The sequence below is a fragment of the Streptomyces sp. NRRL B-3229 genome, assembly GCF_000719505.1.
Lineage (GTDB): Bacteria > Actinomycetota > Actinomycetes > Streptomycetales > Streptomycetaceae > Streptomyces > Streptomyces griseorubiginosus.
Genome location: NZ_JOGP01000013.1, coordinates 23,854 through 36,231, shown reverse-complemented (window position 1 = coordinate 36,231; position 12,378 = coordinate 23,854). Strand labels below are relative to the sequence as shown.

The window sequence follows — 12,378 nt, the reverse complement described above, 5'->3', positions numbered from 1 at the left end:
CAGGAGCTGTTGAAGCGATGAGGAAGTCTCACCCCGTCCGTCGAGTCGTGCTCGCGACCGCCGCCACCGTCTCCGGTGTCGTGCTGATGCTGTCGCTGAAGCCCTCCTCGGACCCGGCGTCCGCCCAGGCGGGCGGCACGCTGCCGCAGCAGACGGCGGCGGCGCAGGAGTCGGCCCAGGGCGGCACGGGGGCGGCCGCCGGCGGCTCGGTCACCGGTGACGTGGTCCAGACGCAGTACGGCCCGGTCCAGGTCCGGATCACCGTCAGCGGCAACAGGATCACCAAGGCGGAGGCGGTCCAGGCGCCGAAGGGCGGGACCAGCGACCAGAAGACCGCCCTCTCCGTCCCCAAGCTCAACCAGGCCGTGGTCGCCAAGCAGAGCCCGCAGATCGACACGGTCTCCGGGGCGACGTACACCAGCGAGGGCTACAAGAAGTCGCTCCAGTCGGCGATCGACAAGGCGAACGCGGCAGCCCAGCAGGCCCAGCCGTCGGCGCAGCCCTCCAAGCCGGCGGGCGGCGGTGGAGCGGCGGCGGCCAAGACGGTCACCGGCACGGTGGCCCAGACGCAGTACGGGCCGGTCCAGGTCCGGATCACGGTCAGCGGCGGCAAGATCACCAACGCCGAGGCGGTCCAGGCGCCCAAGGGCGGGACCAGCGACCAGAAGACGGAGCTGTCGATCCCGAAGCTCAACCAGGAGGCGGTGGCGGCGGGCAGCGCGGACATCGACTCGGTGTCCGGGGCGACCTACACCAGCGAGGGCTACAAGAAGTCGCTCCAGTCCGCGCTGGACCAGGCCGGTGGCTGACACGGTGGCCGAGCCGGCACAAGCTCCCGCCGCGGTACGTCACGTGGAGGAGGTCATGGGGACGGTCTTCTCCTTCGACGTCCGCGGCGGGGAACCCGTCGCCGTACAGACGGCGGTGCGGGAGGCGGTGGCGGAACTGCACCGCGTGAACGAGGTGTTCAGCACCTACCGCGACGACAGCCAGGTCTCCCGGCTGGCCCGCGGTGAGCTGACGGTCGCCGAGTGCGACCCCGAGGTCGCCGAGGTCCTCGAACTCGGCTCCGAGGCCGAGCACTTGAGCGACGGCTGGTTCAGCATGCGCTACGAGGGACGCCTCGACCCGACCGGCATCGTCAAGGGCTGGGCGGTGGAACGCGCGGCCCGCCGGGTCGCTCTCGCGGGCCCGACCGGGGTGAGCGTCAACGGCGGCGGGGACGTCCAGCTGCTGGGCGTCCCGGGCCCCGAACGCCCGTGGCGCGTGGGCGTCTCGGACCCCCTGCGCCCGGGCGGCCTGGCGGCCGTGGTCTCGGCGGCGGGAGCGGCGGAACTGGCGGTGGCGACCTCGGGCTCGGCCGAACGCGGCGCCCACATCGTCGACCCCAGAACGGGCCGCTCGGCGGTCACGGACCTGGTGGCGGTCACGGTAGTGGCCCCCACCCTGACCTGGGCGGACTGCTGGGCGACAGCAGCTTTCGCCATGGGTTCCCGGGAGGGCCTGACCTGGCTGGAGTCCCTCCCGGACACGGAGGCCCTCCTGATCACGGCAGGCGACGAGGTGCTGATCACCGGGGGCTTGGCAGCTAGGCTCGGGTGAGACGGTCAGGGGCGCGGGGAACTGCGCGACCAGCCCCCACAAACCCGCACCCGACCGACAACCTCTAGTGCCCGTTCTGAGCCAACCGCAACAAATGCTCGGCGAGTGCCTGACCCCCCGTAGGGTTCCGGCTGATCAGCATCAACGTGTCATCACCGGCAATGGTCCCGAGAATGTCATGCAGCTCAGCCTGATCAATCGCCGAGGCCAAGAACTGCGCAGCCCCAGGCGGCGTACGCAAGACCACCAGGTTCGCCGAAGCCTCCGCAGAGATCAGCAGCTCCTGCGAGAGCCGCCGCATCCGCTCCTCCTTCGCAGACTCCCCCAGCGGAGCACGGGGAGTCCGGAAACCCCCTTCACTGGGCACCGCGTAGATCAGGTCGCCGTCGGTGTTGCGGATCTTCACCGCGTTGAGCTCGTCGAGGTCCCGGGAGAGCGTCGCCTGCGTGACGCTCAGCCCGTCGTCGGACAGCAGCTTGGCCAACTGGCTCTGCGACCGCACCGGTTGCCGGTTGAGGATGTCCACGATCCGGCGGTGGCGCGCGGTACGCGTCTGCGGCACGGCAGGCCCGGCGCCCCCGTTGTGCTCGTGCTCCTGCGCATGACTCATCGTCGTCTCATTCTCCGGATCATCCGTCTCCCTCGGCGGCACCCAGGATGCCGGGGAGAGCCTGAAGAAGCGCGTCCACTTCGTCGTCGCCGAGGTTCAGCGGCGGCATCAGTCGTACGACATCGGGGGCGGGCGCGTTCACCAGGAGACCGGCGTCCTGAGCCGCCTGCTGCACCTGTGGTGCCAGCGGCTCGGTGAGCACGATACCCAGGAGGAGCCCCGCACCCCGGACATGGCCGATCAACGGGTGTCCCAGCGACTCGATTCCGTCCCGCAGCTTCTCGCTCTGCCGCTTGACGTTCTCCAGCAACCCGTCGGTCCCGATGGTGTCGAGGACGGCGAGTCCGGCCGCGCAGGCGACCGGGTTGCCGCCGAACGTCGTGCCGTGGTGCCCCGGCTGGAGCAGCTCCGCGGTCCGGCCGAAGGCGACGGTCGCGCCGAGCGGCAGCCCGCCGCCGAGCTGCTTGGCGAGGGTGACCACGTCCGGCAGCACGCCTTCGTGGGCCTGGTACGCGAACCAGTGCCCGGTGCGGCCGATGCCGGTCTGCACCTCGTCGAGGACCAGCAGGGCGCCCTTGGCCGCGGTGATCGCCCGGGCCGCCTTGAGGTAGCCGGCCGGGGGCACCACGACGCCGTTCTCGCCCTGGATGGGCTCGATGACGACGAGCGCGGTGTCCTCGGTGACCGCGGCGGCCAGGGCCTGCGCGTCGCCGTAGGGCACGTGCGTGACGTCACCGGGCAGGGGCAGGAAGGGGGTCCGCTTGCCGGGCTGGCCGGTGAGTGCGAGGGCGCCCATGGTCCGGCCGTGGAAGCCGCCCTCGGTGGCGACCATGTGGCCGCGTCCGGTGAGCCGGCCGATCTTGAAGGCGGCCTCGTTGGCCTCGGCGCCGGAGTTGCAGAAGAAGACCTTGCCGTCCCGGCCGAAGAGCTGGAGCAGCCGCTCGGCGAGGGCGACGGTCGGCTCCGCCATGAAGAAGTTGGAGATGTGGCCGAGCGACGCGATCTGGTGGCTGACCGCTTCGACGATCGCGGGGTGGGCGTGGCCGAGCGCGTTGGTGGCGATGCCGCCGACGAAGTCGAGGTACTGGTTGCCCTCGCTGTCCCAGACCCTGGTGCCCGCACCGCGTACGAGAGGCAGCCGGGGGGTGCCGTAGTTGTTCATGAGCGAGCCCTGCCAGCGCTGGGTGAGCTCCTGATTGTCGGTCATACGGCATCCCCCTCTTGCGCGTCCGGCACGACCATCGTGCCGATGCCCTCGTCGGTGAAGATCTCCAGCAGGATCGAGTGCTGGACCCGCCCGTCGATGACCCGGGCCGTGGTGACGCCGTTGCGCACGGCGTGCAGGCAGCCCTCCATCTTCGGGACCATGCCGGAGCTCAACTCCGGCAGCAGCTTCTCCAGTTGGGAAGCGGTGAGGCGGCTGATCACCTCGTCGCTGTGCGGCCAGTCCTCATAGAGGCCCTCGACGTCCGTGAGGACCATGAGAGTCTCCGCTCCAAGAGCAGCAGCGAGTGCCGCAGCCGCCGTGTCAGCATTGACGTTGTAGACATGTCCGTCGTCCTGGCTCCGGGCGATCGAGGAGACGACCGGGATCCGGCCGTCGGCGAGCAGTGCCTCGATCGCGCCCGTGTCGATCGCGGTGATCTCGCCCACCCGCCCGATGTCGACCAACTCGCCGTCGATCTCGGGCTGGTGCTTGGTGGCGGTGATGGTGTGGGCGTCCTCGCCGGTCAACCCGACGGCGAGCGGCCCGTGTTCGTTGAGCAGGTTCACCAGCTCGCGCTGCACCTGCCCGGCGAGCACCATCCGTACGACGTCCATGGCGTCCTCGGTGGTGACGCGCAGGCCGGCCTTGAACTCGCTGACGATGCCGTGCTTGTCGAGTGCGGCGCTGATCTGCGGGCCGCCGCCGTGCACCACGACCGGTTTGAGCCCGGCGTGGTGCAGGAAGACGACGTCCTGGGCGAAGGCGGCCTTGAGGTCCTCGTCGATCATGGCGTTGCCGCCGAACTTGATGACGACGGTCTTGCCGTTGTGGCGGACCAGCCAGGGCAGCGCCTCGATGAGGATCTGCGCCTTGGGGAGCGCGGTGTGCTTGCGGGTCACATTGCTCATGACGAGTACGCGCTGTTCTCGTGGACGTAGTCGGCGGTGAGGTCGTTGGTCCAGATGGTGGCGGTCTCGGAGCCGGCCGCGAGGTCGGCGACGATGTGCACCTCGCGGTAGCGCATGTCGACCTTGTCGCGGTCCTCGCCGACGCCGCCGTTCTTGCAGACCCAGACGCCGTTGATGGCGACGTTCAGCCGGTCCGGCTCGAAGGCGGCCTGCGTGGTGCCGATGGCGGAGAGCACGCGGCCCCAGTTGGGGTCCTCGCCGTGGATGGCGCACTTGAGGAGGTTGTTGCGGGCGATGGAGCGGCCGACCTCGACGGCGTCGTCCTCGCTGGCCGCGTTCACGACCTCGACCTTGATGTCCTTGCTGGCGCCCTCGGCGTCCCGGATGAGCTGCTGGCCGAGGTCGTCGCAGACCTGCCGTACGGCTTCCGCGAACTCCGCGTGGTCCGGGGTGACTTCGGAGGCGCCGGAGGCGAGCAGCAGCACGGTGTCGTTGGTGGACATGCAGCCGTCGGAGTCGACGCGGTCGAAGGTGGTCCGGGTGGCGGCCCTGAGGGCCTTGTCGAGTACGTCACTCGGAAGGTCCGCGTCCGTGGTGAGGACGACCAGCATGGTGGCCAGCCCCGGCGCGAGCATGCCCGCGCCCTTCGCCATGCCGCCGACGGTCCAGCCGTCCCGGGTGACGACGGACGTCTTGTGGACGGTGTCGGTGGTCTTGATGGCGATGGCGGCCTTCTCGCCGCCGTGCTCGGAGAGCTGGGCGGCCGCGGTCCCGACGCCCGGCAGCAGCTTGTCCATCGGGAGCAGCATGCCGATGAGCCCGGTGGAGGCGACGGCGACCTCGATGGCGCCGATGCCGAGGACCTCGGCGGCCTTCTCGGCGGTGGCGTGGGTGTCCTGGAAGCCCTTCGGGCCCGTACAGGCGTTGGCGCCGCCGGAGTTGAGGACGACGGCCGTCAACTCGCCGTCCTTGAGTACCTGTTCGGACCACACCACCGGCGCGGCCTTCACACGGTTGGAGGTGAAGACGCCGGCGGCGGCGCGGCGGGGCCCGGTGTTGACCACGAGGGCCAGGTCCGGGTTGCCGTTCTCCTTGATTCCGGCGGCGATGCCCGCCGCCTGGAATCCCTTGGCTGCCGTGACGCTCACGGTGCGACTCCGATCGTGGAAAGACCCAGCTCCTCGGGGAGTCCGAGGGCGATGTTCATGCTCTGGACGGCACCGCCCGCGGTGCCCTTGGTCAGGTTGTCGATGGCGCTGATCGCGATGATGCGGCCCACGGCCTCGTCGAGGGCGACCTGTACCTGAACGCCGTTCGAACCGTAGACGGACGCCGTGGCGGGCCACTGGCCCTCGGGGAGCAGGTGGACGAAGGGCTCGTCGGCAAAGGCCTTCTCGTAGACGGCCCGGACGCTCTCCGCGGTCACACCGGGCTTGGCGGCGGCGCTGCACGTGGCGAGGATGCCGCGGGGCATCGGCGCGAGGGTCGGCGTGAAGGAGACGGAGACCGTCTCGCCCGCCACCCCGCTGAGGTTCTGGATCATCTCCGGCGTGTGCCGGTGCCCGCCGCCGACGCCGTACGGCGACATGGAGCCCATGACCTCGCTGCCCAGCAGGTTGGGCTTCGGTGCCTTGCCCGCGCCGGAGGTGCCGGAGGCGGCGACGATCACGGCCTGGTCCCCGGCGATGCCGGCGGCGTAGGCCGGGAAGAGGGCGAGGGTGACGGCGGTGGGGTAGCAGCCGGGGACCGCGATGCGCTTGGCCCCCTCCAGCGCGGTGCGGGCACCCGGCAGTTCGGGGAGGCCGTAGGGCCAGGTGCCGGCGTGCGCGGAGCCGTAGAACGTCTCCCAGTCGGCCGCGTCCTTCAGCCGGAAGTCGGCACCCATGTCGACGACGAGGACGTCCGGGCCGAGCTGTTCGGCGACGGCGGCGGACTGGCCGTGCGGCAGGGCGAGGAAGACGACGTCGTGGCCGGCGAGGACGTCGGCCGTGGTCTCCTGGAGCACCCGGTCGGCGAGCGGCAGCAGGTGGGGCTGGAGCGAGCCGAGGCGCTGTCCGGCGTTGGAGTTGCCGGTCAGGGCGCCGATCTCGACCTCGGGGTGCGCCAGGAGCAGCCGCAGGACCTCACCGCCCGCGTATCCGCTCGCCCCGGCCACTGCCGCACGTACCGCCATGTCATCCTCCTCCTGGATGGCATGACTATACGTTTCGCTGCACGTTTATGCAACCACGTGCATACTCACGCCCCTCCTCCGGCGCACCACCCCGAACGCGCCGATCCCGAGGAGGCAGACCAGCGCCCCGGCCCCGACCGTGGAGCCGAGCCGCAGTCCCGGGGGACGGAAGTCGCAGGTGACACTCGTCGAGGTGCCGTCCAGCGGTACGGCGATCAGACCGTGGTACTGCTTCGCGGGTACGGCGTCGGCGGCACCGGCGGCGCAGCGCCAGCCGGCGATCCGGGGCGCCGCGACGACCGCGACCCCCTTGCTGCCCGCCGGAAGCTCCGCGTGGATCGAGCCCCCGGAGCCTGAGACGGTCACCTCGGTCGCGCCGGTGGCCTCGAGCTGTCGTACGGCGGACCGCAGCCGGCCTGTGTCCAGGCAGCCGATCGCCCGGTCCGGCACGACACCCATCCGGTACGGCGACAGCTCGACGGTGAGGCGCCCGGAGTCCGGGACCCTGCCGAGGCGCTGCATGGCGGCGATCTTGGTGACGGGCCAGTCGGCGCGGAACCGGCCGGTCAGACCGTCGGCGGAGGGCCCGGCGAGCCGGGCGCTGCCCCCGAAGTGCGGCGCCCAGAGGTAGACCTCGTCGCCCCCGGGACACCGGGCGGTGAGCGTCGCCCGCCCTCCCACGCGCACGCCCCGGCGCTGGTCCCTGCTGCGGTCCGCCGGTCTCCCTGCGCCGTTCAGGACGGTGACCCGGGGCACGGTGTAGACACGAGCGCCGAGCAGGAGTTCCTGGTTGCGGTAGGGCGAGGGACCGAAGGCGCCGGTCGCCGGGGACGGCCGTACGGTCACCAGGGGCGGTACGTCCTGCCTGGTCACGGTCACCCCGCTGCCGTCCTGCGGGAACCAGTCCTGGTGCGGGTCCGGCGGGGAGTGCACCCGGGCACCCACGGAGAAGATCGCGTCGGTGACCGCGTTGTCGAGGCTCTGGAGGCTGCGCCCGCCCGAGGTCCAGCCGTACCCGAGGGCGGTGAGGGTGCTGCTGAACACGGCGGAGGTGTGGCTGCTGTAGTACTGCGCGCCCTCGCCGCCGACCTCCAGAGGGTCGTTGCCGACGGTCTGCTCCCGGCCCGGGTCGGTGCGGTAGCGGGGCCAGCCGCCGGCCTGGGCGATCGCGTCCGCCTGCTCCTGCTGCCGGTCCCCCCACGGGGCGTAGTCGTCCATGTGCCCGAGCCGCATCCGGGTGGCCACGGCGGAGGTGGCGGTGGCCTCGCCGGCCAGCGTGCCGATGAGCAGCACGGCGGCGAGCGCGGCGGGGGCCGTGCGCAGGAAGGGGCGCCGCCGGCCGAGCAGGAGCAGCCCGAGCAGGGCGCCCACGAACGCCGTCAGGAAGACGGGCCAGGCGAAGAAGCGCACCAGGTGACTGCCGCTCGCCACGAGCGCGACGAGCGCGAGCAGTCCGGCCGCCGCCGCCAGTGCCCGGCGGTCGAGCGGGCGGTACGACAGGGAGTGCCAGGCGGCGATCACCAGCAGGGCGCACACCACGAAGGCCTGGCGGTACGAGCTGCCCTGCGGGGCGGCGAAGGCGTGCCAGAGCAGATGGGTCGGGCCCCACTGGATCGACAGGGTCACCGCGACCACCAGCAGCGTCCACCCGGCGCGCACCCGGCGGGGGGCCGCCCGGTGGAAGGGCAGCGCGAGGGCGAGCAGCAGGGCCGTGGTGCCGACGAAGAGCGCTGGGGAGCCGAAGCTGTACGTCGTCGGCAGCAGCCGGGCCAGCAGGTCCTCGGTGTCCACCCGCGCGAACTGGGTGAAGCGGCCCGGGGAGGCGTGCGCGCTGCCGAAGTACACGACCGTGACCAGGGGCGCGGCCAGGCCGATGCCGAGGACGAAGGTCAGGGCGGCCCGGCCTGCGGCGGTGAGCCTGCGGCGGGCCGGGAGGTCGGCCAGGCACAGCCGCAGCAGGAACACCAGGGCGGCGGCGAGGGTGGCCATGTACGCGGTGTAGAAGTTGGCGATCCAGGCTGCCGTGACCACCAGCACCCCGAGCAAAAAGCGCCGGCCGGTCAGCACCCACTCACCGACCAGGCAGAGCAGCGGCAGGGCGATCAGTCCGTCGAGCCACATGAGGTTGTACGACGCGGTCGCCACGGTCCAGCCGCACAGGGCGTACGACGCGCCCAGCAGACCGGCCGCCCACCAGCGCCCGGGACGCAGTCGCAGCAGCAGCCAGGTCATGGCGGCCGCGGCACCCGCGATCTTCAGCACGGTGATCACGTACACCGCAAGGTCGATCTCGTTCCTCGGGAACACCGCCACGAGCGGGGCGAACGGGCTGGTGAGATAGGTCCCGAGGTCGGGCAGGAAGCCGACGCCGTACCCCGACTGCCAGTTGACGAGGAGCCCGCCGCTGCCGCGCCCGTGGAGCAGGTCCCACAGGTGCGCATGGAAGGGCACGTACTGGTTGCCGAGGTCGCTGACGTTCCGGGTGCGCGGGCCGAAGGGGTAACTGCGGGCGACGGCGTCGGCGGCGCAGAGCACCGCGACGGTGATCGCCGCGGCGAGCAGGGCGGCCCGCGCCGGTCCCGGCGGTGGGGCCGCGACAGGTCCGGACGGCCGGTCGTCCCTCAGGTCGTCCGCGGTCCTCGGTTCGGGCGGGACGGTCAGTCGCACGCCTTGTCCACTGGTCAATTCAAGCCCCCGTCCGGGACGTCAGCCCCGTGCGTTGTCACTGCGTCGATTTAGACAGGGGGTGCATACGGTTGGTTGTCCGACCGCCGATGGCGGTGAAGTGAATTCCGTACGACCCGCAGGCGACGGAGGCCGAGGGAGACCGTGCGGACAGAAGGAGCTGACATGAGCGAGAGCACCACCCGCGAGGAGCGCTTCGCACGGGGCCTGGAGATGCTGGGCAGCGTCAACCCCGAGGTGGGGCAGCTGGTCGTCGACTCGCTCGCCGACATCAGCCCGGAGCTGGGCCACCAGGTCATCGCTTGGGGATTCGGCGAGATCTACGCACGGCCGCAGCTCGCGCCGCGCGACCGCCAGTTGGTCACGCTGGGCATGCTCACCGCGCTCGGCGGCTGCGAGACCCAGTTGGAGGTGCACATCAACACGGCCCTGAACGTGGGTCTGACCCCCGAGCAGATCGTCGAGGCGCTGTTGCAGTCGGCCGGCTACTGCGGATTCCCGAGGGCCCTCAACGCCACGGCCGTGGCACGGAAGGTCTTCGACGAGCGGGGGCTGCTGCCCGTCGGACAGCAGCCCGCCGACCCCTCGGCTACTTCTGCCTGATCCTCAGGAAGGTGACCGAGTTCGCCGGGAAGGTGTACGTGAACTTCCCGGCGACCCCGTCGAAGGTGGACCGCACCGGGGCGACCGCCGTCGACGTCTCGCTGTTCACGGCGTCCGGTGCGGCGGCCAGTGTGGTGACCCGGGCCTTGGACGCGACCTTGGCGCGCCCCAGGTCGACGGCCGTACGGGCGGCCGAGTCCTGTGCGTTGACGACCTTGACGATCAGCTCACCTGTCCTGCGGTCCTCGGTGACGACCTGGCGGAACGGCTCGGCGGGCTTGTCGTCCCGGAAGCTGCCCCACTCCTGACCGTCGAGGTAGAGGGTGACCTGGCGGCCGCGCACCTTGACGTCGATGTCGTAGGCGCGGCCCGTCTCGACCGAGCCCGCCTTGGAGATCAGCGTCGACTTGCCTCCGCCCACGGCCTGTTCGACGGCGCTCTGGGTGTTGTTCCAGCCGCCGATGTTCCACCAGTAGTAATTGCCGGTGTCCTTGACGCCGAAGGCGACGAGGAAGCCCTCCTTGCCCGCCTTCTTGGTGGCTTTCACCTTCAGGTCGTAGTCGTGCCAGGACGGGTCACCGGCCGAGACCATGGTGTTCTCGGCGTTCACGTCGGTCTGCACGTACTGCCCGTCCTGAATGCTCCAGGAGCCGCCTCCGGTGTGCGTCCACTTCGAGGCGCCGGAGGAGAAGTCGTCGGTGAGCAGCTCCCGGCCGTCGGCGTCCGTGACCCTCACGTCGTCGTACGCCGCCGTCGTCGCCCACGTCGAGAGGCCCACGGCGCCGGTGATCGGGGTGAGCAGCGAGGGCGTGCCGGTGGCCGTCGAGGGCACCACGCGGTCGCCGACGTTGTTCATGAACAGCTTCTGGACCTCGTAGTTGGCGGAGTTCCAGGAGGCGTGGTTGTTGAACCAGATCAGGTCCGGGCGCCACTGGACGTAGTCCTCGTTGGCGAACAGCGGTGCGTAGGAGGCGAGTTTCACGACGTCCGCGTTGCGTTCCAGGCCGGTCATGAACGCGGCCTCGGTGAGCCCGTTCTTGAAGGTGTTGCCCTGGGAGGCGTACTCGCCGAGGAAGACCTTCGGGCCGTGCCTGTCGTAGGAGTCGTAGCGGTCGTTGTTCTGGAGGAACCACTGCGGGCTGTTGTAGTAGTGCTCGTCGACCATGTCGACCTCGGCGTCCCTGTTGAGCTGCCAGGCCGTGTCGAAGGTCGTACCGGAGTCGTCGGGGCCGGAGTTGGAGATCACCTGGATGTCCGGGTGCTTCGCCTGGACGGCGGCCCGGAACTCCTTGAAGCGGGCGAAGAACTCGTTCGGCAGGTTCTCCTCGTTGCCGACCTCGATGTGGGTGAGGTGGAAGGGCTCGGGGTGGCCCATCCTCTCCCGCACCTTGCCCCAGGTGGAGCTCGCCGGGCCGTTGGCGAACTCGATGAGGTCGAGGGTGTCCTGGACGTGCCGCTTGAGCAGGGCGTCGTCGGCGACGGGCTTGTTCTGGCCGCAGCCGGTCACCAGGGCGGGGACGACGGGCAGCGGCATGGCGCCGATGTCCTCGGCGAGCCGGAAGTACTCGTAGTAGCCGAGGCCGTAACTCTGGTTGTAGCCCCAGAAGTTGGAGTTTGTCGCGCGCGTCTCGACCGGCCCGACGGTGTCCTTCCACTGGTAGGACCGCTTGCGCTGGTAGCCGGAGGTCTGGCTGTAGTCCTCCATCGAGCCGGTGTTGACCAGGCAGCCGCCGGGGAAGCGCACGAAGCCGGGATGCAGGGCGGCGATCCTCTCGGCGAGGTCCTTGCGCAGGCCGTTGGGTTCGCCGCGGTAGGTGTCGCGCGGGAACAGGGAGACCATGTCGAGTGCGGCAGCCGCCGAGGAGGCCACGGTGAGGCGGCCGTCGCTGCTGGTCCGGGTCGCGGTCAGGGTGGCCCGGTACTGGGTCCAGCCGCTCTTGGTGACGTTCACCTTGCGGGCGGTGGCGAGCGTGCCGCCGGAGTCCTGGAGCGAGACGGTGAGGGTGGTGCCGGCGTCCGCACGGGCCCACACCGAGAAGTCGTACTTCTTGCCCGACTCGACGTGGACGCCGGTGTTGTATCCGGCGTTCGTCACGGACGAACCGGCGCCCAGGTCGAGATAGCTGCGGTTGCGTTCGTTCAGGCGGCCGCCGTCGTCCACGACCCGAGCGGTGCCGTCGACCGTCCACGAGGTGAGCGGGGTGTAGGAGGCGTTGTCGGCGGTGGAGTACTCGAAGGACCTGTTCTGCACGAGTTCGGCGTACAGACCGCCGTCGGCGGCCCGGTTGATGTCCTCGAAGAAGACGCCGTACATGGTGTCGTCGATCGTCGCGCCCCTGGCGCTCGGGTCGACGGTGATCGCGTAGTCGGTGACGTCCTCGGCATGGGCGGACGGGGAGATCGTTCCTGCCGCCACGAGCAGGGCGGTGGCGCTGAGACCGAGTCTCCAGCGGGTGCGTGACATGGATACTCCGCGGCTCTGTCGAAGTGGGGTTCTACGGGAGCGGGGTTCTGTCGAAGCGGGGTTCTACCGACGTAGGTTCGAAATATCGGACGCTGATCAGCACATCGAACGGCAACATAGGGAGGG

Annotated in this window: 10 protein-coding genes; 3 read left to right on the top strand and 7 right to left on the bottom strand. The window is 70.6% G+C overall.

The annotated features are described in order from the left end of the window. Positions 1-17 precede the first annotated feature (17 nt). Both IF54_RS0122095 and IF54_RS0122090 read left to right on the top strand, forming a co-directional pair. Positions 18-809, top strand: coding sequence for an FMN-binding protein (locus tag IF54_RS0122095; protein ID WP_030321333.1), 792 nt, complete (start codon positions 18-20; stop codon positions 807-809). Continuing rightward, positions 802-1,602 (top strand): FAD:protein FMN transferase, encoded by an 801-nt coding sequence (locus tag IF54_RS0122090; RefSeq protein ID WP_234439032.1) that lies wholly within the window; start codon positions 802-804, stop codon positions 1,600-1,602. Before IF54_RS0122095 ends, IF54_RS0122090 begins: the two co-directional genes overlap by 8 nt. 64 nt (positions 1,603-1,666) lie before the next feature. Here the strand turns inward: IF54_RS0122090 and IF54_RS0122085 are convergent, their stop codons facing one another. Genes IF54_RS0122085 through IF54_RS0122060 form a run of 6 tightly spaced genes read right to left on the bottom strand, consistent with a single transcriptional unit; the run spans position 1,667 to position 9,167 of the window. After that, entirely contained in the window at positions 1,667-2,212 is a 546-nt protein-coding gene (locus IF54_RS0122085) for an arginine repressor (RefSeq protein ID WP_020138005.1), read from the bottom strand. A 19-nt stretch (positions 2,213-2,231) separates the two neighbouring features. Continuing rightward, a complete protein-coding gene (locus IF54_RS0122080) occupies positions 2,232-3,419 on the bottom strand; it encodes an acetylornithine transaminase (RefSeq protein ID WP_030321328.1) in 1,188 nt (395 codons plus the stop codon). After that, complete coding sequence (gene argB / locus IF54_RS0122075; RefSeq protein WP_030321325.1) at positions 3,416-4,327, bottom strand: acetylglutamate kinase; 912 nt, start codon at positions 4,325-4,327, stop codon at positions 3,416-3,418. Before argB ends, IF54_RS0122080 begins: the two co-directional genes overlap by 4 nt. Next, positions 4,324-5,475, bottom strand: coding sequence for a bifunctional glutamate N-acetyltransferase/amino-acid acetyltransferase ArgJ (gene argJ, locus IF54_RS0122070; RefSeq protein ID WP_030321323.1), 1,152 nt, complete (start codon positions 5,473-5,475; stop codon positions 4,324-4,326). Before argJ ends, argB begins: the two co-directional genes overlap by 4 nt. Further along, positions 5,472-6,500 (bottom strand): N-acetyl-gamma-glutamyl-phosphate reductase, encoded by a 1,029-nt coding sequence (gene argC, locus IF54_RS0122065; protein ID WP_030321320.1) that lies wholly within the window; start codon positions 6,498-6,500, stop codon positions 5,472-5,474. The genes argJ and argC overlap by 4 nt, the downstream gene beginning before the upstream one ends. Before the next feature lie 45 nt (positions 6,501-6,545). Further along, positions 6,546-9,167, bottom strand: coding sequence for a YfhO family protein (locus tag IF54_RS0122060; protein WP_107047871.1), 2,622 nt, complete (start codon positions 9,165-9,167; stop codon positions 6,546-6,548). Positions 9,168-9,350: 183 nt separating this feature from the next. Between IF54_RS0122060 and IF54_RS0122055 the strand changes: the two genes are divergently transcribed. Next, positions 9,351-9,788 carry a carboxymuconolactone decarboxylase family protein gene (locus IF54_RS0122055; protein WP_030321316.1) on the top strand — a complete coding sequence of 146 codons (438 nt, stop codon included), beginning with the start codon at positions 9,351-9,353 and terminating at the stop codon, positions 9,786-9,788. On the opposite strand, the gene IF54_RS0122050 is transcribed toward IF54_RS0122055, so the two are convergent. Further along, entirely contained in the window at positions 9,775-12,252 is a 2,478-nt protein-coding gene (locus IF54_RS0122050) for an alpha-L-arabinofuranosidase C-terminal domain-containing protein (protein WP_030321314.1), read from the bottom strand. The two genes, IF54_RS0122055 and IF54_RS0122050, sit on opposite strands and share 14 nt — an antisense overlap. Positions 12,253-12,378 lie beyond the last annotated feature (126 nt).

Bases quoted from the DNA above. Each gene is read 5' to 3' on its own strand.
- IF54_RS0122095 (WP_030321333.1), top strand. From the start codon at position 18: ATGAGGAAGTCTCACCCCGTCCGTCGAGTCGTGCTCGCGACCGCCGCC.
- argC (WP_030321320.1), bottom strand. From the start codon at position 6,500: ATGGCGGTACGTGCGGCAGTGGCCGGGGCGAGCGGATACGCGGGCGGT.
- IF54_RS0122085 (WP_020138005.1), bottom strand. From the start codon at position 2,212: ATGAGTCATGCGCAGGAGCACGAGCACAACGGGGGCGCCGGGCCTGCC.
- argB (WP_030321325.1), bottom strand. From the start codon at position 4,327: ATGAGCAATGTGACCCGCAAGCACACCGCGCTCCCCAAGGCGCAGATC.
- IF54_RS0122050 (WP_030321314.1), bottom strand. From the start codon at position 12,252: ATGTCACGCACCCGCTGGAGACTCGGTCTCAGCGCCACCGCCCTGCTC.
- IF54_RS0122055 (WP_030321316.1), top strand. From the start codon at position 9,351: ATGAGCGAGAGCACCACCCGCGAGGAGCGCTTCGCACGGGGCCTGGAG.
- IF54_RS0122080 (WP_030321328.1), bottom strand. From the start codon at position 3,419: ATGACCGACAATCAGGAGCTCACCCAGCGCTGGCAGGGCTCGCTCATG.